The following is a 22933-nucleotide window of genomic DNA, read 5'->3' as shown; positions in this document are numbered from 1 at the left end:
ATGCTGGCTTATGTGATTCGACGCCTGCTGCTGATCATTCCCACGCTGCTGGCCATTTTGATCGTCAACTTCCTGATCGTGCAGGCCGCCCCCGGCGGACCGGTCGAGCAGGCCATCGCGCGCATTCAGGGTTTCAGCCCCAATGGTGTTGGTGGCGGCGGTGGTGAAGTAGCCGCAAGCGGTACCGCCAGCCGCAGCACGCGCGGGCTGGACCCGGCGCTGATCGAGCAGATCAAGGAACATTACGGTTTCGACAAACCGATGCACGAACGGCTGTGGCTGATGCTCAAGAATTACGCACAGCTGGACTTCGGCACCAGCTTCTTCCGCGGCGCGCCGGTCACCGAACTGATTGCCCAGAAGCTTCCGGTGTCGCTGTCACTCGGGCTTTGGGCGACGCTGATCACCTACCTGATTTCCATCCCGCTGGGTATTCGCAAAGCGGTGCGGCATGGCAGTGCGTTCGATGTCTGGAGCAGCACGCTGGTGATCATCGGCTACGCCACGCCCGCGTTTCTGTTCGCCATTCTGTTGATCGTGGTGTTCGCCGGAGGCAGTTACCTGAGCTGGTTTCCGGCGCAGGGGCTGTTCTCGGACAACTTCGACAGCCTGAGCACCTGGGGCAAGGTGAAGGACTATCTGTGGCACCTGGTGTTGCCGGTCAGCTCGCTGGTAATCGGCGGCTTCGCCACGCTGACCATCCTCACCAAGAACAGCTTCCTCAACGAAATCAGCCGTCAGTACGTGGTCACGGCACGCGCCAAGGGCCTGACCGAGCATCGCGTGCTGTACGGCCATGTGTTTCGCAACGCCATGCTGCTGGTCATCGCGGGTATTCCGCAGGCGTTGATCGACGTGTTTTTCGCCGGCTCGCTGCTGATCGAAACCATCTTCGGCCTCGATGGCCTGGGGCGCATGAGTTACGAGGCGGCGGTCTCGCGGGACTACCCCATCGTGTTCGGCACGCTGTTTCTGTTCACGCTGTTCGGCCTGCTGATCAAACTGATCGGTGACCTGTGTTACACGCTGGTCGACCCACGCATCGACTTTTCCGCGAGGAGCGCCTGATGTTCGAGTTCTCTCCCCAGACCCGGCGCCGCTTCGACCTGTTCAAGGCCAACCGGCGTGGTTGGTGGTCGCTGTGGATCTTCATCGGCCTGATGCTGGTCTGCCTGTGCGGCGAGCTGATCGCCAACGACAAGCCGCTGCTGGTCAGCTACGACGGGCAGATGTATTACCCGGTATTGCGCACCTACATGGAAACCGATTTCGGCGGCGAACTGCCCTTCGAGCCGGACTATTCAAGCGACTACGTGCGCAAGCTGATCGCCGCGAAAAACGGCTGGATGCTGTTCGCACCGATCCCGTTCAGCTACGACACCATCAACTATGACCTGGACGCGCCCTCGCCCAGCCCGCCCGATGGCACCAACTGGCTGGGCACTGACGAGCAGGCCCGTGACGTACTGGCGCGTGTGCTGTTCGGCGCGCGGATTTCCATCCTGTTCGCGCTGCTGCTGACCGCGATCAGCACGGTGATCGGCGTCTGTGCCGGGGCCATTCAGGGTTACTACGGCGGCATGACCGACCTGATCGGCCAGCGCATTCAGGAAATATGGTCGGGTTTGCCGGTGCTGTATCTGCTGATCATTCTGTCCGGCTTTGTGTCACCGAGTTTCTGGTGGTTGCTGGGCATCATGGCGCTGTTCTCCTGGCTGTCGCTGGTGGACGTGGTGCGTGCCGAGTTTTTGCGCGGGCGCAATCTGGAATACGTCAAAGCCGCCCGCGCACTGGGCCTGACCGATGCCGCGCTGATGTGGCGGCACATCCTGCCCAACGCGATGACCAGCACCCTGACGTACCTGCCGTTCATCATCACCGGCGCCATCGCCACCCTCACTGCGCTGGATTTTCTCGGCTTCGGCATGCCGGCGGGCAGTGCGTCGCTGGGCGAGCTGATCGGCGAGGCCAAGCGCAACCTGCAAGCGCCCTGGTTGGGGCTGACCGCGTTCGTGGTGCTGGCCCTGATCCTTTCTCTGCTGGTGTTCATCGGCGAAGCCTGCCGCGACGCGTTTGATCCTCGGAGCTGACATGCAAGACAACCTGATTGAAATTCGCGACCTGCGAGTCGCCTTCAACGGCCATGAAGTGGTGCATGGCGTCAGCCTCGACATCCGCCGTGGCGAGTGCCTGGCGCTGGTCGGCGAATCCGGCTCTGGCAAGTCGGTCACTGCGCATTCGATTCTGCGTCTGTTGCCGGCCAAAACCGTCAGCACCCAAGGCTCGATTCGCTATGACGGGCTCGACTTGGTTACTGCCAGCGACAAGCAATTGCGCAGCCTGCGTGGCAACCGTGTGGCGATGATTTTTCAGGAGCCCATGAGCTCGCTGAACCCGCTGCACACGGTCGAAAAGCAGATCGGCGAAATTCTCGTCACTCACAAGGGCCTGAAAGGCAAGGCCGCGCTGAGTCGCACCCTGGAGCTGCTGGAACTGGTCGGCATTCGTGACCCGCTGTCACGCCTCAAGGCATATCCGCATCAACTGTCGGGTGGGCAGCGGCAGCGCATCATGATCGCCATGGCGCTGGCCAACGAGCCGGATCTGCTGATCGCCGACGAACCGACCACCGCACTGGATGTGACCGTGCAGGTGAAGATTCTGGAGTTGCTCAAGTCCCTTCAGCAGCGGCTCAACATGTCGTTGTTGCTGATCAGTCACGACCTCAATCTGGTGCGGCGCATCGCCCAGCGGGTCTGCGTGATGCGTGAGGGCGAGATCGTCGAACAGGCCGATTGCCAGGCCCTGTTCGACAATCCGCAGCATCCTTACAGTCGCTTGCTGATCAACGCCGAACCAGACGGCGAGCCGGTGCCGTCCACGCACAGCAACACGCTGCTGTCGGTGCAGGACCTGAAAGTCTGGTTCCCGCTGGGCAAAGCCTGGTTCAAGCGCGAGCCGCAGTATGTGAAGGCAGTGGATGGGGTGAGTTTCGAGCTGCTCAAGGGCAAGACACTCGGGATTGTCGGCGAGTCCGGTTCGGGAAAATCGACTCTGGGCCAGGCGATTTTGCGTCTTGTCGATTCAGAGGGCAGCATCCGTTTTGGCACCAAGGAGCTGAGCCTGCACAGCCAGCACCTGATGCGCCCGTTGCGTCGTCAGTTGCAGGTGGTGTTTCAGGACCCGTTCGGCAGTCTCAGCCCGCGCATGACCGTGGAGCAGATCATTGCCGAGGGGTTGGTGACGCACAATATCGGTACGCCGAAAGAGCGTGAGCAGACTGTGATCCGGGTGTTGCAGGAAGTCGGGCTCGACCCGGCAACCCGGCATCGTTACCCGCACGAATTTTCCGGTGGGCAACGCCAGCGCATTTCCATCGCCCGGGCGTTGGTGCTTGAGCCGGATCTGATCCTGCTCGACGAGCCTACATCGGCGCTCGACCGCACCGTGCAGAAACAGATCGTCGCCCTGCTGCGTGACCTGCAAATCCGTCATGGCCTGACGTACCTGTTCATTAGCCATGACCTGGCGGTTGTTCATGCGCTGGCGCATGACCTGATTGTGATCAAGGACGGCAAGGTGGTCGAACAAGGTCCGTCCCGCGAGATCTTCGCCGCGCCGCAGCAGGCCTACACTCAGGAACTGCTGCGTTCTTCGGGGCTGGTGTTTGCCTGAGCCCGAAAGCTACGCGTGAAAGCTCTGGCCAAGCGCTTCCAGGCGAATGGCCAGCGGCGACAGGCTCTGGCTGCTGGTCGCCAGCACACCGATATTGGCGGCGGTGTGCTCGGCGATGGTCTGCACCGAACGTAATTGATCGGCGATTTCCTTGCTGGCGGTGGACTGCTGTTCAGTGGTCGTGGCAATGAGGCCGTTAAGCTGGGTGATATGACCGATACCTTCGCCGACTGCACGCAGGAATTCCGACGCCCGCTGGCTGTTTTCCACACAACGCCCTACGCCTTGCAGGCTGTCGTTCATGGCCGTAGCGGCCTGACGGCTGCCCTTTTGCAGGTCTTCGATGATGGTCTGGATTTCCTTGGTCGACGACGCTGTGCGCTGCGCGAGGTTGCGCACCTCGTCCGCCACCACCGCAAAGCCTCGGCCCTGCTCACCGGCGCGGGCGGCTTCGATTGCAGCATTGAGGGCCAGCAGGTTGGTCTGCTCGGCAATGCTGCCGATCACGTCCAGCACCTTGCCGATCTGCTCTGACTGGTTGGCCAGGGCCTGTACGGTTTCATCGGTGGTCGTGATGCGTGCGGCAAGCTGGGTGATTTCGCTCTGCGCACGGTCGACACTGTCGCGCCCGTGGGCGACCTGATCGCTGGCGTCACCGGCCCGCTGCACGGCGTGCGCAACATGGCTGGAGATATCGTTCATGGCATCACCCATGCGCTGCATCGCGCCGGTCATGCGGGCGATCTCGCTGAGTTGATGCTGCGCCCCGGTTTCCAGCGTACCGCTGGCCTTGGCAAGGTCATGACCCAGCTCGCCGAGCCCGCGTGTGTCGCGCACCACGCCGTCGACAAGGCTGGTGATCTGCTCCAGAAACTGCTCGAAACGTTGCGCCAGCGGCACGCGTTTGGCCGAACGCTCGCTGGTCTGGCTATTGGGCGAAAACTGGTTGGTGGTGGCCAGCATTCGATCGAGCATGTCCTGATTCTCGACCGCTTCAGCCTGATTCTGCACGGCCAGATAGACCAGAATCGCGCTTTCTACGACGACGTACACCGCATGCACCATCACCATGCTCCAACCACCGCCGTGGTGCATGACGTAAACCGGGAAGCCTGCATGCTGCAGAGCGTGGAAGCCGACATGGTGGATAGCGATGGTGACGGCAGCGACCAGAATCGGCAGCCAGTCGCGGTAGAAGGTCAGTACAGCTAGAAACACGAAGATGCCGAAATGTATTTCGATCAGCCCGTGCGCCTGATTGATATGCAATGCGGCCATGACCATCAGGCCTACACCCACACAGCAGCGCATCAATCGGGTGCCGCCGATGGCGCGATACAGCCCGGTCAGCACCACCGCGGTGCCGCCACCGACCACGACTGCCTGGGTGAACGTATCAAACCAGAACGCCAACCCGAGCGCGTAGATGAACAACAGCCAGATCAGGCCCAGCATGATCCGGTCGGCCTTGCGGTAATGGTCCAGGAAACGAGGGGCTACGGGCATCGAACACATCCTTTTGAAATCCATGGCGACAGGGGGCCCCGTCGGTTTTCAGATCTGCACGAGCAAAACCCCGGCCAACGTGCCAGCTGGATGGTGGCCCTATGCCAGAATTTCAGAAATATATTATTCGGTCAGTGTTGAGGCGCGACGATCTCTCTGGCTTGAGCAAGCGGCGCTACGCAGATTTGTGACGCAGAGCGTCACGAAGGGCGTTCCCACGCTGGAGCGTGCGGAACGATAAGTGTCTGGGGGATCGCGGAACGGGCGGCCCACGCGGTGGCCGGGCAAACACTATCGTGCCCATGCTCCGCGTGGGTATGCCGTTCTGGACGCTCTGCGTCCTCTCCGAGCTAGAGATTCAATGGCGCAACAGTTTGCGCAGTGGCACGCCGTCTTTCATGACCGGGGATTTGATGACGATGTAGCTGAAGTACTTGGAGATGCCGATGTTCTTGTCCAGCAGCTCTTCGATCACTTCCTGATAGTGCTGAATGCTGCGGGTCATGAAGCGCACCAGGTAGTCGTAGCCGCCGCTGATCAGGTGGCACTCCAGGACTTCGTCAACGTGGCGGATGTTGGCTTCGAATTTGGCGAAGTCTTCACGTTTGTGGTCGCTGAGGGAGATTTCCGTGAATACGGTGACCGATTCGGTGATTTTTGCCAGATTAAGGTGCGCCTTGTAACTGGAAATGTAACCTGCCGACTCAAGACGTTTGACGCGCTGCAGGCAAGGGCTCGCGGAAAGCCCGACGGCGTCGGCCAGGCTGACGTTGGTCATGCGCCCGTCTTTCTGGAGTTCTACCAGGATATTGATATCAATCCGATCCAGTTTGACCAAGCCTTCCATTACCTACCTCTTGTATTGCCATTCACGGTGCCTACCTTCTAGCAAAATCAGCGCCGTAAAGACAGCTGATGCTGAGCGACCAGATCGGCCATGCTGTTGATGCACAGGTCGGCAGTGCATGGCTGACAGTGTTGCTCACGGCTACGGCGGATCAGACACAGCCCACCGGTGCCTAACGCCGAGGCAGGCGGGCGAGACACAAGAAGCGTTTCACGCGGTTCCAGATCCATCCCGGCAAGCCAGTCCGGATCGTCCAGCGGGTGAGTGGTCAGGGACAGCAGGCTGTCAGGTTCAAGCCCCAGCCGTTCGCACAGGATGCCGCGATCCTGCAGGTCCCGGTCGGCGTAAACCAGCAGCCGATAGAACTTGCGCAGGTAGAGCATCGCGCCGGGAGCATCCTCGAACAGCGTCCAGTTCGGTACGGAACGGGCGAAAGTCATGCCCTCTTCCCAACTGGCCTTGATGCCAAGGCGCTCGGCCAGTTGCCGGTGCGCAAAGCACAGCAGGCCGCTGAAACCCAGTTCGTCGAAGCGCGGATAGAGCGTGCGCACAACATCATTGAATTCGGTCAGGACCGAGTCTTTATCCGGTGTGTTCAGACCGTTTTCCAGCAACGGCTGCAACGCCGCCCAGACACCCGAATCACGGTCTACCAGAACCTCATCACAATCGATCAGCAGTGCGCGGTAATCAATAAGCCCCATGGCAGGCAACGTCTCCATTCAACAATGATCCCCAGCGCTGGTGGTCGCAGCGTCTCGCGACAACCGCGACCACGCCTACGCTCAGCTGGACTTCAATACTCGTGCCAAGGCGGCATCGAGAATGGTCAGTGCTTCATCGATCTGCTGTTCTGTGGTGACCAGCGGTGCGAGGAAACGCAACACGTTGCGGTACACACCGCACTTGATCACCAACAGGCCGCCAATGCGTGCCTGATCAATGATCTTCTGATTGAGATCAGCGTCCGGGCTACGTGCGGCGTCGTTCTTGACCAGTTCCATGGCGAGCATGAAGCCGGTGCCGCGCACGTCGCCGATGCAGGTGTAACGGTCCTTGAGCTTGAGCAGACCGGCACGCAAATGTTGGCCCAGATGCTCGCCACGCGCGAGCAGATTGTCCTGCTCGTACGTGTCGATCACCGCCAGCGCAGCGGCGCAGGACAGCGCATTACCGCCGTAGGTGCCGCCCAGGCCGCCCGGAAGCGGTGCATCCATGATCTCGGCACGACCGACCACGCCTGACAGCGGCATGCCGCCCGCGAGGCTCTTGGCCACGGTCACCAGATCAGGCTGGATACCCGAATGCTCGAAACCGAACCATTTGCCGGTACGCCCGAAACCGGACTGGATTTCATCGACAATTAGCACGATGCCATGTTGCTCGGTCAGCGCACGCAAGGCCTTCATAAACTCCACCGGCGCAGTCAGGAAGCCGCCATCGCCCTGCATCGGCTCGATCAGAATCGCCGCCACACGCTCCGGTGCGACCTGGGTGGCCAACAGCTCGTGCAACGCCGCCAGCGCTACTTCGGTGGTGACGCCGCGGTATTCGTTCGGGTACGGCGTGTGGAACACTTCGGGGGCCATCGGGCCGAAATTCTGTTTGTACGGCTGGCTCATGCCGGTCAGCGTAGTGCCAAGCAGCGTACGGCCATGAAAACCGCCGCGGAACGAGATAACTGCCGGGCGATTGGTGTGAGCGCGGGCAATTTTTACCGCGTTTTCGACCGCTTCGGCACCTGAGGTGAAGAACACGGCCTTGTGATCGATGCCGCTCTGGCCCGCTATGAGATGGCTCAGGCGTTTGGCCAGATCCAGATAGGGCTGATAGGACGCCACCTGAAAGCAGGCGTGGGTGACTTTGGTCAGTTGCGCCTGAATCGCCGCGATCACGTTCGGGTGGTTGTGGCCGATGTTCAACACGCCGATACCGCCGACGAAATCCAGATAGCGCTTGCCATCGACGTCCCACAGTTCAGAACCCTGCGCGCGGTCGATGACCAGCGGGTGGGCCGTGACAATCCCGCGCGGCACGAACTGATCGCGCTGGCGGAGCAGATGAGGTGTTTCGTCGACTTTGCTGTTCATGGTTTTACCTGTCGTGGGCCTGGCAGCCGGCGGGGTGGCTGCGATGCTGTTCAGGTTAAGCGTTCAGCGAAATCATCTACGCCGAACTTGCCCTCTCAGATGTCCAGATCGACTGTTTTTTGCCTCGCAAACGGCAGATTCCTTCATGCCTTGCGAGCACCACGCAATCTGCCGGGCAACGCTGCTTTTCAGTCATGTCGGTGCTCTGCAAAAGGCTGTTTCGACAGATCCTGCTTCCCACTTGCGGCATGATGGGGCTCCACTTTCACACTCAGGAAATGCCCATGCCCGCCCTGCTCTACAAAGCTGACCCCGCACGCGCCGAACGCTGGCGCGTCCTGTTTGCCGAGCACGCGCCGGACATTGAATGGCGGGTGTGGCCGGATATCGGCGACCCGGCCGATATCCACTATCTGGGCGCCTGGCTGGCACCTGACGATCTACAGGAATTGCTGCCCAACCTGAAGGTGCTGTTCGCCCTGTCTGCGGGCGTCGATCAACTGGACCTGAGCCGTATTCCCGAGTCCTTGCCGGTGGTGCGTCTGCTGGACCCCGGCATCAGCCACGGGATGTGTCAGTACGCATCTTTTGCGGTGCTGAGCCTGCACCGGGAAATGCTGCGTTATCGGCAACAGCAGGTCGAGGGCGTCTGGAAGGCGCATCCGCTGGTTCCGGCGCACAAGCGTCGCGTGGGAGTGATGGGACTGGGCTTGCAGGCGCAGCATATTCTGTCGAGCCTCAAACCATTCGGTTTCGAGCTGTCGGGCTGGGCGCGCAGCGAGCATCAGGTAGAAGGCGTGACGTGTTATGCGGGTGAAGAACAGCTGAGTGCGTTTCTTGGTCAGTGCGACATTCTGCTGTGTGTCTTGCCGCTGACCGGGCAAACCGAAGGCATCCTCAATCGCCAGCTTTTCGAGCGTTTGCCCCAAGGCGCAGCATTGATCAACATGGGCCGTGGCGGGCATCTGGTGGAAGCGGACCTGCTTGACGCGCTGGACAGCGGCCAATTGAGCGCTGCGGTGCTGGATGTACTGCAACAGGAACCGGCACCGGCTGATCATCCGTTCTGGCAACACCCGAAGATCATGCTGACACCGCATGTCGCGGCCATGACCCAACCGGAAAGCGCCTTCCCCGGCCTGCTCGATAACATTCGCCGCTTTGAGCGTGGTGAAGCGATGCAGGGGCAGGTGGATCGCGGCCAGGGTTATTAACGCGCCACACTTTGAAGATCGGACGCAGAGCGTCCAGAACTGCATTCCCACGCTGGAGCGTGAGGAACGATAATCTCAACTATCGTGCCGACGCTCCGCGTCGGTACGCCGTTCTGGACGCTCCGCGTCCGATCTTGAGCCAGCAGCGCGGCGCAGATCTGTGACGCGGAGCGTCCTCGCACTGCGCTGCTACAACCCCCCCACATGAAACGCCTTCACTTCCAGGTATTCATCCAGGCCGTAGCTGGAGCCCTCGCGGCCAAGGCCGGATTGTTTGACACCACCGAACGGGGCGACTTCCATGGAGATGATGCCGGTGTTGAGGCCGACCATGCCGAACTCCAGCGCCTCGCCGAAACGCCATGAGCGACGCAGGTCCTGGGTGAAGTAGTACGCGCCAAGGCCATAAGGCGTGGCGTTGGCCAGTGCTAGCGCTTCGGCTTCGTCGGTGAAGCGCATCAGTGGCGCAACAGGCCCGAAGGTTTCTTCGTTGGCCAGCAACATGCCCGCATGGGTTTCGCCCAATACCGTTGGCTGGACGAATTGGCTGGTGCCATCGGGACGGCCGCCATGCAGCAACTTCGCGCCCTGGCTCAGTGCATCATCGATGTGCCGAGTAACCTTGCTGACCGCCGCCGGGTTGATCAGCGGGCCAATGGTCACGCCCTCTTCCAGGCCGTTGCCGACCTTGAGTTTGCTCACTTCCTCTACCAGCCGTGCAGCAAAACGGTCGTAGATGCCGTCTTGTACCAGAATCCGGTTGGCGCACACGCAGGTCTGCCCGGCGTTGCGGAATTTGCTGAGCATGATGCCCGTCACCGCCTGTTCCAGGTCCGCGTCGTCAAACACAATGAAGGGTGCATTACCGCCCAGTTCAAGGCTCAGACGCTTGATGTGTTCGGCGCTCTGGCGCATCAGCAGACGGCCGACCGGGGTCGAGCCGGTAAAGGAAATTTTGCGCACCACCGGATTGCCGGTCAGTTCTTCGCCAATGCCTGCGGGCATGCCGGTAATGACGTTGAACACACCGGCAGGAATACCCACGCGTTCGGCCAATACCGCCAGCGCCAGCGCCGACAAAGGCGTAAGGTCCGATGGCTTGACGATGATCGGGCACCCGGCAGCCAAGGCTGGCGCGCACTTGCGGGTGATCATGGCGTTGGGAAAATTCCACGGGGTGATTGCGGCGCACACACCCACCGGCTGCTTGAGGGTCATCAAACGACGGTCTGCGCTGGGCGCGGGGATGGTTTCGCCGTAGGAGCGGCGCGCCTCTTCAGCGAACCATTTGACGAAGCTCGCGCCATAGCGGATCTCGCCGCGAGATTCGTTCAGCGGCTTGCCCTGCTCAAGGGTCATGATCAGCGCCAGGTCTTCGACGTTATCGAGCATCGCCTGATGCCAGCGCTCCAGCAGGCCCGCGCGCTCGGCAGCGGGACGTGCACGCCAGGCGGGCCAGGCACGATTCGCAGCTTCGATGGCGCGACGGGTTTCAGGGCCATTCAGGGCCGGAACCTGCGCGATCATTTCGCCGGTCGCCGGGTCGCTGATGGTCAGCGTTGCACCATCGTCAGCGCTGATCCATTGCCCATCGACGTAGGCGCGGTCTACCAGCAGGCTGGGGTCTTTCAACTGATTCTTGAGCATGGTCGAGTCCTGTTTCGGGATACCTGCCAGTCTAGGCAGGCGCCGCAGTCCAGGATGCTGAAAGCAGGATAACGGCAGCGTCCGATGCTGAAATTTGCCCTCGGACGGCAGCCTCTACTGCTTCAACGAACCCAGCAGGCTTTGCAAAAAGCGCTCGCCCGCGTTCATCTGGCTCTCCTCGATAAACTCGTCCGGCTTGTGTGCCTGCTCGATGGAGCCAGGCCCGCACACCACCACCGGCACGTTGAGCCGCCCGGCGAACAGGCCGCCTTCAGTGCCATAGGAGACCTTGATGTGCTGTGTGCCCGGTTCGGCAAATGCATGCAGCATGCGCACTGCTTCAACGCTGGGGTGTGTCTCCAGTGCCGGGTACTCGTTCATCACTTCGATTTCGATAGCGGCCACGCCCGACAATTGTTTCGCTTCGCGTACCAGCACTTCGGCGCGCTCGCGCAGTTGCTCGAGTAACAGCTCGGGATTGTCGCCCGGCAGGTTGCGGTACTCGAATTCCATGGTGCACAGGTTGGGCACAATGTTCAGCGCCTTGCCGCCATCGATACGGCCGATGTGCACGGTGCTGTAAGGGATGTCGTAACCCTCGTCACGCGCGCCTTGTTGCTCGATCCGTTTCTGGCTGTTGCGCAGTTCGGCGATGAAATCGCTGGCCAGATGAATCGCGTTGACCGCTCTCGGGGCCAACGAGGAATGCGCTTCCTGGCCTCGGCAGAAGGTGCGATAGGACGCCTTGCCCTTGTGCCCGACGGCAAACTGCATCAGCGTCGGTTCGCCCACCACACACAGAAACGGACGCACCGGTGCCAGATGCAACACATCCAGCAGCCGCCGCACGCCGACACAGCCGATCTCTTCGTCGTGGGACAGCGCCAGTTGCAGCGGTCGCATCAGGGGCATGTCCGCGGCATTGAGCATCGCGTCGATAGCCAGGGCGATAAAGCCCTTCATGTCGCAGGTGCCACGGCCGTAGATGCGCCCGTCACGCAGGGTGGCCTGAAACGGCGGCATCGTCCACGCCTGACCGGCCGCAGGAACCACGTCGGTGTGGCCGGACAGCAGCACGCCGGGTACATCACGCGGGCCGGTGCTGGCGAATAGGTTGGCCTTCTTGCCGGTCTCGTCTTTGACGATAAGCGACTCGATGCCTTTGCTGGCCAGCAGTTCACGGACGTATTCGATCAGTGCCATGTTCGGCTCCGACGACACGGTGTCGAAGGCGATCAGGCGTTTGAGAATTTCCAGGGCGCGGGGGCTCATGAGGCTTTACTCGCTTGTTCGGTAACGATTTCAAAACGGCGAATGTCGAACGGGCTGATCGAGGTGCTGGTCGTACCGGTGCTGATCAGTTCAGCCATCACGTCGCCCACGCCCGGACCGAGCTGGAAGCCGTGACCGCAGAAGGCGAACGCATAGAACAGCCCGTCGACCTTGCCGCTGCGGCCCATCACCGGCAGCGAATCCGGCGTGTAGCCTTCAATGCCGCTCCACACGCGGATGATGTTCAGGTTGCCGACGCCGGGCAACAGCCGACGCATCTGCTGCACCTGATTGATGATGCTGCGCGGCTCGACATAGGCGCGGCGGTTGACCATGTCCGGCTTGCTGCGAAAGCCACCGCCGATGACGATGTTGCCACGTGCGATCTGCCGAAAGTAGATCACTTCGTGAGGGATTTTGGTGAACACGCCGATCACTGTCGGCAGTGCATAAGGCACCGGTTCGGTCACGGCCATCTGCGGGCCATTGGTTTCCAGCGGTACGGGCTCGCCAAACTGCGCGGAGAGTTTTTGCCCCCAGGCACCTGCGGTGATCAATAATTGATCGGCAGTAAAAATGCGCCCGTCAGTGGTGGTGACTTCAAATTCGTGACCGACCTTTTCCACATGCGCCACTTCGGTACGCTCTTCGATGCGCGCCCCGGCACGAATCGCTGCGCGCGCAAAAGCCGGTGCGGCCAGACGCGGGTTGGCGTGGCCATCGTGCGGCGCGTAGGAGCCGCCCTTTACGTCCGGCCCGAGAAACCCGAAACGCTCGTGCAGTGCCTTGCCGCTGTAGATTTTCAGGTCCAGCTCACGGGCTTCCGGAGCCGCGGCGTAAGCTTCCAGTTCAGCGATTTCATCCTCGCGATAGCAGACGCGCATGTGACCGCTGGGCAGAAACTCCAGGTCTTCACCGATCAGCTCAGGCAATCGCTGCCACAGTGCTCTGGAACGGTTGGCCAGTTCCAGCTGACCAAGGTGCCGGCCTTGACGCCGCACGTTGCCGAAGTTGACGCCGCTGGCGTACTGGCCGATCACGTCGCGCTCCAGCAGCGTCACCGACTTGCCGCGCTGACGCAGAAAAAACGCCGACGCCGAGCCCATGAAGCCGCCACCGACAATCAGTACATCCACTTTCGGTTGTTTCATGAGGCCACCTCGTCCACCAGCATCGACAGCGGTTTGACCGGTGCCTGCCCGCGCTGACGACCGACCTGCTCGACCGGCACACCGGCCTGGGCAGCGATTACTTCGGCACCGGCCTGAGAGCAATAACGCCCTTGGCAACGGCCCATGCCGACGCGACTGAATGCCTTGGCGCGGTTGACTTCGCATGCGCCCTTTTCACGCACCACGCCGCGCAACTCGCCTGCGCTGATCATCTCGCAGCGGCAGACAATCGCTTCATCGGGCAACGCAGCTGCCTGGGCAGCAGGCCAGGGAAACGCTTCGGTCAGCCCGACACGGAAGCGGTCCATGACCAGCAGATTCTTGCGTACTTCTTCGCGGCGCGAGTTATCCACAGGCCGGCCAAGATCGTCCAGCAGCGCCATCGCCGCCAACCGCCCTGCCTGTTCGGCAGCATCGGCACCGCGAATTTTTGCGCCGTCGCCCGCAGCATAAACGCCGTTCACCGAGGTGCGACCGTCTTCGTCGACCGCCAGCACCCATTGCCCGGACGCATCGTCGAAACGCAGTTGGCAGCCGGCCAGGTCAGCCAGTTGGGTTTCCGGACGCAGGTGATAACCCAGCGCCAACGCATCGCAGTCGACGGACAGCGAGTTGCCGTTGGCGAGCTTCACCCGCACGCCGGTGACGCCGTCCTGCTCGCTGCCGATAATTTCCTCAGGCTGCACGCCCAGGTGCACCGGCACTTTGGCGCTGTACAACTGGGCCAGCAGCTTCATGCCGTTGAACAGCAAGCCTGGGCGCGCGAGCAATTTGGGCATCGCGCCGATGCGCTTGCTGAACGGCGAAGTGTCGAGCACAGCAGCCACGTCGGCACCGGCTTTGACGTACTGGCTGGCGACCAGGTAAAGCAACGGGCCGCTGCCCATGAACACCACACGACTGCCGATGGACACCGACTGCGACTTGAGCGCGATCTGCGAGCCGCCCAGGCTGTAGGTGCCCGCCAGTTGCCAGCCCTTGATCGGCATCAGCCGGTCGGTGGCCCCGGCACACAGGATCAGTGCGTCGTATTCGACCACGGTGTGCACGCCCTGACTGGCGCAGCACAGTTCGCCATGCGTGAGGTTCCAGGCCAGCGTGTCAGGGCGATAGTCGATTTGCGCGCGCAGGCGATCAAAGCTTTCGTGCAGGTCACGTGCCTTGGCGGCTTCAGTGCCATACAACGCTGAATAATCGCGCTTGAAGCCTTCTGGCTGACGGCGATAGATCTGCCCGCCGTCGCGTCGGTTTTCGTCGATCAGAATCGGTTTGATGCCCGCCGCCAGCAAGGTTTCGGCGCAACGGGTGCCCGCCGGGCCAGCGCCAATGATGACGACTCTCGGGCTGGCAGGGTTCTGAACGTCTAACCGTGAAGAAGTGGCCATTTCGCCTCCGGTTGGGTGGTGACGATATCGAGTCCTTCGCGGACTTCGTTGGAGCAGGCGCGCAGGCGCTCGCCGCTGCGGGTCCAGACCCAGCAATCCTGACAGGCACCCATCAGGCAAAACCCGGCACGGCGTCCGGGGTCGAACTCGGACTGGCGCAGCGTGGCTTTGCGGGTCAGCAACGCCACCATCAAGGTGTCGCCCTGTAATGCTTCTATGGGTGCGCCGTCGACCATCAGGCTCACAACCGGGCGATCACGCTCGCCCAGTCTCACAAAACGGCCACTCATGCGTAGGCTCCCACGGTCACAGGATTAAGGTTTTCTTGTACGGCCTGCAGTTCGTCGCTGTCGCGATGGCAGAGGATCTCGCTGCCGCCTGCGATCATGCGACGGCTCGGGGCAGTCTTGTTGCACAGGCCTTCGACACGGGCCGGGCAACGGTTGAGGAAGGTACACAGTTCGGGGTTGTTGGCCGGGGCGCTGATGGGTGGCAGCTTGCCGCTGGTCACACCACAGGTTTCCAGCCAGCCCTGACGCAGTTCCGGCACTGAGTGCACCAGCAGGTCGGTGTACGGATGGAACGGCACACGGCTGAACGCTTCGCGGCTGCCCTCTTCGACCTTGTGGCCGCTGTACATCACCACAATGTCGTCGCACAGCGCGCGGACGGTGGAAATGTCATGGCTGATGAACAGGTAGGAAACGCCCAGCTTGCGGCGCAGTTCGCCGAGCAGTTCAAGGATGCACGCGCCCACCACGGTATCCAGCGCCGAGGTCACTTCATCACAGAGGATCAGGTCCGGCTTGGCCGCCAGCGCACGGGCCAGGTTGACGCGTTGTTTCTGGCCCCCCGACAGTTCGTTGGGACGCCGCTCGGCCAGCTCGCGAGGCAGGCGCACCAGGTCCATCAGTTCGTCAATGCGATCATGCAGGGCTTTGCCCTTCAGGCCGAAATACATCTTCAACGGGCGCGCCAGAATTGCGCTGATGCTGTGCATCGGGTTGAGCGCGGTGTCGGCGTTCTGGAACACCATCTGGATGCGCCGAAACTGCTCTTCGGTGCGTCCCGCGAGGGTACCGGACAATTCGGCACCGTCGAATGTCAGGCTGCCGTGCGCCGGGTCCAGAAGACCGGCGACCACACGGGCCAGGGTCGACTTGCCCGAACCGGACTCGCCGATCACGCCAATGGCCTGACCACGGCGAATGGTCAGGTCGATGTCTTCCAGCACGCGAATCATCGGCATGCCTTGCAGGTTCTTTTTGCCGTAGCCCGCCGTCAGGCCCTTGATGGTCAACAGCGTGCTGTCCTTGACCACTTCGCTGGCCGGTTTCAGTACTTTGTCGGGCCGCGCCGCTGCCAGCAGGCTTCGGGTATAGGCGTCTTCCGGGCCTTTGAGCAGTGCTCCAGTGCTGCTCTGCTCGATAATCCGCCCGCCATTGAGCACCACGATCTGATCAGCCATCTGCGCCACGACGGCAAGGTCGTGGGAGACATAGACTGCCGTCGCACCGCGCTCGCGCACCACCCGCTTGAAGGCGCGCAGCACGTCGATCTGCGTGGTGACGTCCAGCGCCGTGGTCGGCTCGTCGAGGATCACCAGCAACGGGTCGCTGATCAGCGCCATGGCCGCCATCACTCGTTGCAACTGACCGCCCGAAACCTGATGCGGATAGCGCTGGCCGATGCTTTCCGGGTTGGGCAAGGCCAGGTCGCGGAACAGCTCTACGGCCTTGGCTTGCAGGTCTGCACGGCTGCCCAGACCATGAATCAGCGCGCCTTCGATAACCTGATCAATAAGTTTTTTTGCCGGGTTGAAAGCCGCCGCGGCACTTTGCGCGATGTAGGAAACACGGTTGCCGCGCAGGCCCTGCAACTGGCTTTCGGGCAGGCTGAGCATGTCGTGCTCGCCCACCTGAACCACACCGCCAGCCAGTTTGCAGCCGCGTCTGGCATACCCCAACAGGGCCAGCGCAATAGTCGTCTTGCCCGAGCCGGACTCGCCAATCAACGCCAGCACTTCGCCTTTTTCCAGCGAAAAGCTGACGCCTTTGACGATCTCCAGCTCGCCCTGATCGCCATCGGCAACCACGCGCAGGTCTTGCACACGAATCAACTGGCTCATTTCAATGCCCTCCCGAGCGGCGACCGCGCCGTGAGGCCAGCCGGTCGATGAACAGGTTGACACCGATGGTCAGCGTGCCGATGGCCAGCGCCGGGATCACGATGGCCGGAGCGCCCTGGCTGAGGCCGCCGATGTTCTCGCGTACCAGCGAGCCAAGGTCGGCATCGGGCGGCTGCACGCCAAGCCCCAGAAAGCTCATGCCGCTGAGCAGTAACACGATAAAACCAAAACGCAGCCCCAGGTCGGTCATGACCGGGTTGAGCATGTTCGGCAGAATTTCCCGGCAGGCAATGTAGATACGACCCTCACCCCGCGTGCGCGCCACTTGCACGTATTCCAGCGCCTCGATATTCACCGCCAGGCTGCGCGCGATACGAAACGCTCCCGGCGTGTAGCTCAATACCGCCGTACAGATCAGCAGCACTTCGGAGGAGCCGAACGCCGAGACCATGATCAGCGCCAGCATTTTGCTGGGGATCGAGATGAACGCGTCCATCAGGCGGCTGATGATTTCGTCCAGCCATTTTGGCGCGACCACCGACAACAGGGCGCAAAGCGTGCCGATGCCGCTCGCCAGTACCGCCGAAATCAGCGCCAGGCCCACTGTAAAGCGCGCGCCGACCAGCACCCGGCTGAGCATGTCGCGGCCCAGGTAATCAGTACCGAATGGATAAAGCGCGCTCATGCTTTCAAACATGTTGTCGGAAACCACTTCGCCGACAGCATGTGGCGCTAGCCAAGGGCCGAACAGCGCAACCATCAGCCAGATAAAGCACACCGTTGCGCCCAGCAAGCCAAGCCATGAGGTGGGGCGGGACGCTTTTTTGCGCAGCACCGGTGCCGGCGCTTCAGGCGTCGATTTCGCAATGAATTGAGTCATTGGGTTCTCAGCCTCGGATTGGAAAGAATTGCACACAGGTCGGCCATTAGCACCAGACCCAGGTAAGCGGAGCAGAACAGCATGGTGCAGCCCTGAACCAACGCCATGTCACGGTTGGTTACAGCATCGACCATCAGGCTGGCGATGCCGGGATAGTTGAAGATGGTTTCAACGATAACCACCCCACCCAGCAGGTAGGAAAGGCTCAGCGCCACCGCGTTGACGATGGGCCCGATAGCGTTGGGCAAGGCGTGGCGCAGCACGATACGCACCGGGCTGACGCCCTTGAGGCGGGCCATTTCCACATACGGGCTGTCCAGTTGGTCGATGACCGCAGCGCGGGTCATGCGCGCCATTTGCGCCACGATCACGCAGCACAGGGTCATCACCGGCAGCGCGTAAGTACGCATGAACTGCCACGGCGAGCTGACGTCACCGCCATACGACAACGCCGACAGCCAGCCCAGATTAACGGCGAAAATCAGCACCGCCAGGGTGGCCACCAGAAATTCGGGCACCGCCACCAGGGTCAGCGTGATGAAACTCAGCGCCCCATCAAGGCGGCTGCCGCGGTACATCGCTGCGCCAATGCCCAGTGCCAGCGCTAGTGGTACCGAGACCAGCGCGGTAGTTGCCGACAGCATCAGGGTTTTCGGAAAGCGCCCGGCAATCAGCTCGGACACCGGCATTGCGTTGGACACCGACTCACCGAAGTTGCCACCGAGCAGGTTGGTCAACCAATGCAGGTAACGCACCACACCTGGCTGATCCAGGCCCAGTTTTGTACGCAATGCGGCGACCTGTTCAGGCGTCGCGAATTGCCCAAGGGCCTGTTGTGCCGCGTCTCCAGGCAACACCGCCGTAATGGCGAAGACCACGATGGAAACGATCAACAACGTCACGATGGCCGCGCCGAAGCGCTGCACGATCAACCAGAGTGTGTTGCTATTCATCTGCATCCTCCTGCTCGGTTCAGCGTTGCATTTACGCGTCCAGCCAAACCTGCTCGCTGAACATGTAGCCCATGAAGCCGCCCAGCGGGTTGCTGGAATAGCCCTGAACGCGCTTGTCCACGCCGTCGATGTTGCTGATGAACACGGGGATGCCGATGCCGCAGTTCTGGCTCACCAGAGTCTGCATGTCGCCGTACATTTTGGCGCGCTTGGCGTCGTCGGTTTCCCCGCGGGCCAGCAGCAGCAACTGGTCGAACTGATCGTTTTTCCAGCCGGATTCGTTCCACGGTGCCGAGGACTGGAAGAACTGCGAGAAGATCACGTCGGCGTTCGGTCGCGGGTTGATGTTGCCGAAGCTCAGCGGGTGCTTCATCCAGTGGTTGGACCAGTAGCCATCGCTCGGCAGGCGGTTGACGTTGAGCGTCAGCCCGGCCTGTTTGGCCGACTGTTGCAGCAGCACGGCGATGTCCACCGAACCGGTCGCAGCAGGCGATGCCGCTACGGCCATGGTGATTTTTTCCATGCCGGCTTTCTTGAGCAGGAATTTGGCCTTTTCCGGGTCATAGGCGCGTTGCGGCAGGTCAGCGTTGAAGTAGCGCGAGCCGGGCGCAATCGGGTGGTCGTTACCGACGCGGGCATAGCCACGGAACACAGCCGATTTGACCTGTTCACGGTCCAGCAGGTACTTCATGGCCTCGGTGAATTCCGGGCTCTTGCCGGGCATCTGGTCCTGGCGAATGATCAGGTCGGTGTAGTTGCCGGACGGCGCATCCACAACGCGGTGCTTGGCACTGGCCGCGATGCGTGTGGTCGAGCGCGGGTTGACCTCGTTGATCATGTGCACGTCGCCGGACAGCAGCGCGTTGACGCGTGACGGCTCGTCGGCAATGGCAATGAATTCGATCTCGTCCAGGTACGGCAGGCCTGGTTTCCAGTAGTTAGGGTTGCGCGCACTGACCGAACGCACGCCAGGGTTGAATTCCTTGACGGTGAACGGGCCGGTACCGATGCCCTTGCTGAAATCTGTCGTGCCTTCGGGCACGATCAGCAGGTGCGAAACCGCGAGGATCGATGGCAACTCGGCGTTTGGCGAGCTGAGGGTGATCTGTACTTCCAGCGGGCCAGTGGCCTTGATCTCGGAAAACTGCGCCATCAGCGGCAGGACTTTAGAACCGGTGGCCGGGTCCTTGTGGCGCGACAGGGAGAACACCACGTCGCCAGCGGTCAATGCCTTGCCGTTGTGGAAGGTCACGCCCTGGCGCAGGGTGACGGTCCAGACCGTGGCGTTGTCGCTCTCGATCTTCTCGGCCAGTTCCATGTGCGGAACCAGATGGCTGTCGAAACGGGTCAGACCGTTGTAGAACATGAAATGGCGAACGTAGTCGGTAGACAGCGCGCCTTTGGCCGGATCAAGTGTGTCAGCGGTGGAGCTGGACATGCCCGCTACACGAATGCGCCCGCCTGGCTTGCCTTTGACAGGCGCATCGGCGTCATCGGCAAAAACCTTGCCCGCCGCACCGAACAGGCTGGTCGAGCCCGCCGCAACCACACCTGCAACACCCAGCATACGCAGCGCATCGCGCCGCGACAGACCACGATTGAGACCTTCGAAAACACGCAGGCTGTCTTCGCCTGTGATTAGCTGGGAGTCGGTTTTTTTGTCAGCCATATCAGTTCTACCTGTCGAAAAGGGGAAATTCCGAGTTGCTCACGGTTGGCCGGAGCGTCCTTCAAGCACACACGACGGTTAAACAAAACTCAGTGGCGGCTGTCCTGATAGCGGTAATACGCACCTACCAGCGGCAGAAACCACGGCTTGCCGAAGTGGCCGGGAATGGCTGGCCAGTTCAGGTCTTTCCAGGGATTGGCCAACGCCTTGCCTTCCATGACCTCAGCCATCACCCGCCCCATATGCACCGACATCTGCACACCATGGCCGCTATAACCCATCGAGTAGAAGACGCCGTTGTGTTCGCCTGCACGCGGCAGACGGTCGGACGTCATGTCCACCAGCCCGCCCCAGCAGTAGTCGATCTTGACGTGCGCCAGTTGCGGGAACATCTGCACCATCGCCGCCTGCAGCACCTTGCCGCTCTTGGCATCGGAACTGCTGTTGGACATGGCGAAGCGTGCCCGCCCGCCGAACAGCAGGCGGTTGTCCGGGGTCAGACGGAAATAGTTGCCGATCAAACGGCTGGTCACGTAAGCGCGCTGGTTGGGAAACAGCTGGTCAATCAGCGCCTGTGGCAATACTTCGGTAACGATGACGAAACTGCCGACCGGCACGATGCGTCGGCGATACCAGCCCAACCCGCCGTGCTGGCAGGCACCAGTCGCCAGTAACACCTGCCCGGCCTGAATAGAGCCTTTCGAGGTGTTGACCACGAAGCCGCCACGGTTGGCTTTCCAGTCCTTCACCGTGGCACCCTGATATACCTTTGCGCCGTGACGCACAGCCGCATCGGCCAGGCCCAGGCCGAAACGGCCGACGTGCATCTGCACACCGTTGCGCTGCAGCAGGCCACCGTGAAATTCGTTTGAATCGATTTCGCTGCGCACGTCCTCAGCAGACAGCAACTCAACGTCGGCATCGACCTCACGACGAATCAGCTCGCAGGTGCGCGCCAGTCCTTCGTAATGCCCTGGCTTGGCCGCCAGCTTGAGCTTGCCGTTACGCTTGATGTCGCAGGCGATGTTTTCCTGCTCGACCACAGTGACGACGCTCTGCACCGCACTTTCATAAGCCTTGTAATACTCGCGCGCCTGATCGGCCCCCAGGGTCGCGCTCAATGACGCGTAGTCCTGAGCCACGCCGGTATTGCACTGTCCGCCGTTGCGGCCCGACGCTTCGCCGATCACCCGGCCAGCTTCCAGAACCACCACGCTGGCACCTTTCAAGGCCAATGCACGCGCCGCCGCAAGACCGGTGAAACCGCCACCGACCACCACAACGTCAGCCTGCCCCTCCACTGCGCCGTCCTGCGCGCCGGTAAAGTCTGGAGCCGTATCGAGCCAGTAAGACTCACTGCGCATTCTGTTCCCCTTGTCACTCATAGAAGAGCACCTTGAAAAATGCCGGTGTTGCGCGAGTTGTCCGGTTTAGAGGCCGACCAGCCCGGCCAGCCCGCCGATGTCCGGGATCTGGTGGTATTCATAAGAGCTGTGAGCTGGCTGTTCATGACCACGCGCCACAAATGCCTTGTTCTTGATTTTCATGTCGTGTGCGGAAAACAGGTCGTAACGGAAGCTTGAAGACACATGCAAGATGTCTTCCGGGCCGCAACCCAGGTTGTCGAGCATGAATTCGAAGGCTGCCAGACGTGGCTTGTAGACCTTGGCCTGGTCAGCGGTGAACACCTTGTGAAACGGTGCGCCGAGTTTGTCGACGTTGGACATGATCTGGCTGTCGCTGGCGTTGGAGTAAATCACCAGCGGGATCTTGTCGGCGATTTTCGACAGCCCGGCGGGTACATCAGCATGTGGGCCCCAGGTCGGCACGGCGTCGTAATACAGCTGGCCTTCTTCGCGGTATTCAACGTTCCAGCGCTTGCAGGTGCGAGCCAGTGCAACCTTGAGAATTTCGTCGTACGGCATCCAGTCCCCCATGACCTGATCCAGACGATACGCCGAAAAATCCTTGACGAACTGATCCATCTGTTCAGCCGGAACGCGGTCGGCAAAGAGCTCGCGCGTCATGGTGCCCATGTGGAAATTGGTCAACGTGCCGTAGCAGTCGAACGTAATGAATTTTGGTCGAAGAAAGCTCATTGTGTGCGGTCCTGAAAGTTCGTTGAGGTCATGGCATGACGAGCAATCCGGCCTCATTTCCAAGGGCGGTGATGCACGCTGCAGCACAACCTCATTACAACACCGTGAAATCAGCATATGGCGTTAAAAGTGATGGCTGCTTGATAGAAACCACCGTTTTGAGGTGCGCGCTCAGCAGACTTTGCGGGGCGCTCCAGCCTTGGGCAGCCCCCGGTTTTTGGCGCTTTTTTGACCCTTTTCAGGGCGCTCGGGCTCAAGGGCGCGGGTTTGCACCGCAGAAACTGCGCCGCGCCAGTGATCTGCGAGCAGCAAATTCCGGCGGCTATATAAAGAGCCTGAAGCCGAAGAAAAACCACAAGCATTTGCTGCCGGGTGCCCGCCCGATTTAAGCAGTAA

At 61.2% G+C, this 22933-nt stretch carries 20 protein-coding genes; 5 read left to right on the top strand and 15 right to left on the bottom strand.

Translation table 11 applies throughout. The features are described 5' to 3' along the window. From RYC17_RS20855 to RYC17_RS20845, 3 genes are read left to right on the top strand one after another with little or no spacing between them, the layout of a single operon-like run. A complete protein-coding gene (locus RYC17_RS20855; RefSeq protein ID WP_316904310.1) occupies positions 1-1068 on the top strand; it encodes a microcin C ABC transporter permease YejB in 1068 nt (355 codons plus the stop codon). Next, positions 1068-2090, top strand: a complete 1023-nt coding sequence (locus RYC17_RS20850; RefSeq protein WP_316904308.1) for an ABC transporter permease — start codon at positions 1068-1070, stop codon at positions 2088-2090. Before RYC17_RS20855 ends, RYC17_RS20850 begins: the two co-directional genes overlap by 1 nt. A gap of 1 nt (position 2091) precedes the next feature. Continuing rightward, the gene (locus RYC17_RS20845; RefSeq protein WP_044324527.1) at positions 2092-3675 is read left to right on the top strand and encodes an ABC transporter ATP-binding protein; all 1584 of its coding nucleotides are present in this window, start codon (positions 2092-2094) and stop codon (positions 3673-3675) included. A gap of 9 nt (positions 3676-3684) precedes the next feature. Here RYC17_RS20845 and RYC17_RS20840 read toward each other — a convergent pair whose 3' ends face one another. From RYC17_RS20840 to gabT, 4 genes are all read right to left on the bottom strand, one after another. Next, positions 3685-5181, bottom strand: a complete 1497-nt coding sequence (locus tag RYC17_RS20840; protein WP_316904306.1) for a methyl-accepting chemotaxis protein — start codon at positions 5179-5181, stop codon at positions 3685-3687. Between the two features lie 358 nt (positions 5182-5539). Further along, the gene (locus RYC17_RS20835) at positions 5540-6028 is read right to left on the bottom strand and encodes an Lrp/AsnC family transcriptional regulator (protein ID WP_002555947.1); all 489 of its coding nucleotides are present in this window, start codon (positions 6026-6028) and stop codon (positions 5540-5542) included. Between the two features lie 47 nt (positions 6029-6075). After that, entirely contained in the window at positions 6076-6732 is a 657-nt protein-coding gene (locus RYC17_RS20830; protein ID WP_058409791.1) for an HAD family hydrolase, read from the bottom strand. A gap of 81 nt (positions 6733-6813) precedes the next feature. Beyond that, a complete protein-coding gene (gene gabT / locus RYC17_RS20825; RefSeq protein WP_316904304.1) occupies positions 6814-8118 on the bottom strand; it encodes a 4-aminobutyrate--2-oxoglutarate transaminase in 1305 nt (434 codons plus the stop codon). A gap of 284 nt (positions 8119-8402) precedes the next feature. Between gabT and RYC17_RS20820 the strand changes: the two genes are divergently transcribed. After that, the gene (locus RYC17_RS20820) at positions 8403-9332 is read left to right on the top strand and encodes a glyoxylate/hydroxypyruvate reductase A (protein ID WP_316904301.1); all 930 of its coding nucleotides are present in this window, start codon (positions 8403-8405) and stop codon (positions 9330-9332) included. 189 nt (positions 9333-9521) lie between these two features. Here RYC17_RS20820 and RYC17_RS20815 read toward each other — a convergent pair whose 3' ends face one another. The 11 genes from RYC17_RS20815 to RYC17_RS20765 all read right to left on the bottom strand — a co-directional run bounded on the left by RYC17_RS20815 (position 9522) and on the right by RYC17_RS20765 (position 22537). After that, complete coding sequence (locus RYC17_RS20815) at positions 9522-10979, bottom strand: NAD-dependent succinate-semialdehyde dehydrogenase (RefSeq protein WP_316904300.1); 1458 nt, start codon at positions 10977-10979, stop codon at positions 9522-9524. Positions 10980-11093: 114 nt separating this feature from the next. Beyond that, positions 11094-12251, bottom strand: a complete 1158-nt coding sequence (gene argE / locus RYC17_RS20810; RefSeq protein ID WP_316904298.1) for an acetylornithine deacetylase — start codon at positions 12249-12251, stop codon at positions 11094-11096. Further along, positions 12248-13402, bottom strand: coding sequence for an NAD(P)/FAD-dependent oxidoreductase (locus RYC17_RS20805; protein WP_058400883.1), 1155 nt, complete (start codon positions 13400-13402; stop codon positions 12248-12250). Before RYC17_RS20805 ends, argE begins: the two co-directional genes overlap by 4 nt. Continuing rightward, positions 13399-14808 carry an NAD(P)/FAD-dependent oxidoreductase gene (locus tag RYC17_RS20800; RefSeq protein WP_316904297.1) on the bottom strand — a complete coding sequence of 470 codons (1410 nt, stop codon included), beginning with the start codon at positions 14806-14808 and terminating at the stop codon, positions 13399-13401. Before RYC17_RS20800 ends, RYC17_RS20805 begins: the two co-directional genes overlap by 4 nt. Next, positions 14787-15098 carry a (2Fe-2S)-binding protein gene (locus tag RYC17_RS20795; RefSeq protein ID WP_122259065.1) on the bottom strand — a complete coding sequence of 104 codons (312 nt, stop codon included), beginning with the start codon at positions 15096-15098 and terminating at the stop codon, positions 14787-14789. Before RYC17_RS20795 ends, RYC17_RS20800 begins: the two co-directional genes overlap by 22 nt. Next, entirely contained in the window at positions 15095-16936 is a 1842-nt protein-coding gene (locus tag RYC17_RS20790) for an ABC transporter ATP-binding protein (protein WP_316904295.1), read from the bottom strand. Before RYC17_RS20790 ends, RYC17_RS20795 begins: the two co-directional genes overlap by 4 nt. 1 nt (position 16937) lies before the next feature. Beyond that, a complete protein-coding gene (locus RYC17_RS20785) occupies positions 16938-17816 on the bottom strand; it encodes an ABC transporter permease (RefSeq protein ID WP_316904293.1) in 879 nt (292 codons plus the stop codon). Next, positions 17813-18769 (bottom strand): ABC transporter permease, encoded by a 957-nt coding sequence (locus RYC17_RS20780; RefSeq protein WP_002555958.1) that lies wholly within the window; start codon positions 18767-18769, stop codon positions 17813-17815. The genes RYC17_RS20785 and RYC17_RS20780 overlap by 4 nt, the downstream gene beginning before the upstream one ends. Before the next feature lie 31 nt (positions 18770-18800). Continuing rightward, positions 18801-20438: an ABC transporter substrate-binding protein gene (locus RYC17_RS20775; RefSeq protein ID WP_058400887.1), complete on the bottom strand. Its 1638-nt coding sequence runs from the start codon at positions 20436-20438 to the stop codon at positions 18801-18803. Positions 20439-20527: 89 nt separating this feature from the next. Next, on the bottom strand, positions 20528-21802 hold the full coding sequence (locus RYC17_RS20770) for an NAD(P)/FAD-dependent oxidoreductase (protein WP_058409787.1): 1275 nt from the start codon (positions 21800-21802) through the stop codon (positions 20528-20530). Between the two features lie 66 nt (positions 21803-21868). Next, positions 21869-22537, bottom strand: coding sequence for a haloacid dehalogenase type II (locus tag RYC17_RS20765; protein ID WP_058400889.1), 669 nt, complete (start codon positions 22535-22537; stop codon positions 21869-21871). A 35-nt stretch (positions 22538-22572) separates the two neighbouring features. Here RYC17_RS20765 and RYC17_RS20760 point away from each other — a divergent pair, with 35 nt between their 5' ends. Continuing rightward, positions 22573-22926, top strand: a complete 354-nt coding sequence (locus tag RYC17_RS20760; RefSeq protein WP_227447903.1) for a hypothetical protein — start codon at positions 22573-22575, stop codon at positions 22924-22926. Positions 22927-22933 lie beyond the last annotated feature (7 nt).

The organism is Pseudomonas syringae group sp. J248-6 (genome assembly GCF_032586995.1).
Lineage (GTDB): Bacteria > Pseudomonadota > Gammaproteobacteria > Pseudomonadales > Pseudomonadaceae > Aquipseudomonas > Aquipseudomonas amygdali.
Note: the sequence above shows the minus strand (reverse complement) of the source record. Positions and strands in the feature narration are given on the sequence as shown.

Bases quoted from the DNA above. Each gene is read 5' to 3' on its own strand.
- RYC17_RS20855 (WP_316904310.1), top strand. From the start codon at position 1: ATGCTGGCTTATGTGATTCGACGCCTGCTGCTGATCATTCCCACGCTG.
- RYC17_RS20850 (WP_316904308.1), top strand. From the start codon at position 1,068: ATGTTCGAGTTCTCTCCCCAGACCCGGCGCCGCTTCGACCTGTTCAAG.
- RYC17_RS20845 (WP_044324527.1), top strand. From the start codon at position 2,092: ATGCAAGACAACCTGATTGAAATTCGCGACCTGCGAGTCGCCTTCAAC.
- RYC17_RS20840 (WP_316904306.1), bottom strand. From the start codon at position 5,181: ATGCCCGTAGCCCCTCGTTTCCTGGACCATTACCGCAAGGCCGACCGG.
- RYC17_RS20835 (WP_002555947.1), bottom strand. From the start codon at position 6,028: ATGGAAGGCTTGGTCAAACTGGATCGGATTGATATCAATATCCTGGTA.
- RYC17_RS20830 (WP_058409791.1), bottom strand. From the start codon at position 6,732: ATGGGGCTTATTGATTACCGCGCACTGCTGATCGATTGTGATGAGGTT.
- gabT (WP_316904304.1), bottom strand. From the start codon at position 8,118: ATGAACAGCAAAGTCGACGAAACACCTCATCTGCTCCGCCAGCGCGAT.
- RYC17_RS20820 (WP_316904301.1), top strand. From the start codon at position 8,403: ATGCCCGCCCTGCTCTACAAAGCTGACCCCGCACGCGCCGAACGCTGG.
- RYC17_RS20815 (WP_316904300.1), bottom strand. From the start codon at position 10,979: ATGCTCAAGAATCAGTTGAAAGACCCCAGCCTGCTGGTAGACCGCGCC.
- argE (WP_316904298.1), bottom strand. From the start codon at position 12,251: ATGAGCCCCCGCGCCCTGGAAATTCTCAAACGCCTGATCGCCTTCGAC.
- RYC17_RS20805 (WP_058400883.1), bottom strand. From the start codon at position 13,402: ATGAAACAACCGAAAGTGGATGTACTGATTGTCGGTGGCGGCTTCATG.
- RYC17_RS20800 (WP_316904297.1), bottom strand. From the start codon at position 14,808: ATGGCCACTTCTTCACGGTTAGACGTTCAGAACCCTGCCAGCCCGAGA.
- RYC17_RS20795 (WP_122259065.1), bottom strand. From the start codon at position 15,098: ATGAGTGGCCGTTTTGTGAGACTGGGCGAGCGTGATCGCCCGGTTGTG.
- RYC17_RS20790 (WP_316904295.1), bottom strand. From the start codon at position 16,936: ATGAGCCAGTTGATTCGTGTGCAAGACCTGCGCGTGGTTGCCGATGGC.
- RYC17_RS20785 (WP_316904293.1), bottom strand. From the start codon at position 17,816: ATGACTCAATTCATTGCGAAATCGACGCCTGAAGCGCCGGCACCGGTG.
- RYC17_RS20780 (WP_002555958.1), bottom strand. From the start codon at position 18,769: ATGAATAGCAACACACTCTGGTTGATCGTGCAGCGCTTCGGCGCGGCC.
- RYC17_RS20775 (WP_058400887.1), bottom strand. From the start codon at position 20,438: ATGGCTGACAAAAAAACCGACTCCCAGCTAATCACAGGCGAAGACAGC.
- RYC17_RS20770 (WP_058409787.1), bottom strand. From the start codon at position 21,802: ATGCGCAGTGAGTCTTACTGGCTCGATACGGCTCCAGACTTTACCGGC.
- RYC17_RS20765 (WP_058400889.1), bottom strand. From the start codon at position 22,537: ATGAGCTTTCTTCGACCAAAATTCATTACGTTCGACTGCTACGGCACG.
- RYC17_RS20760 (WP_227447903.1), top strand. From the start codon at position 22,573: ATGACGAGCAATCCGGCCTCATTTCCAAGGGCGGTGATGCACGCTGCA.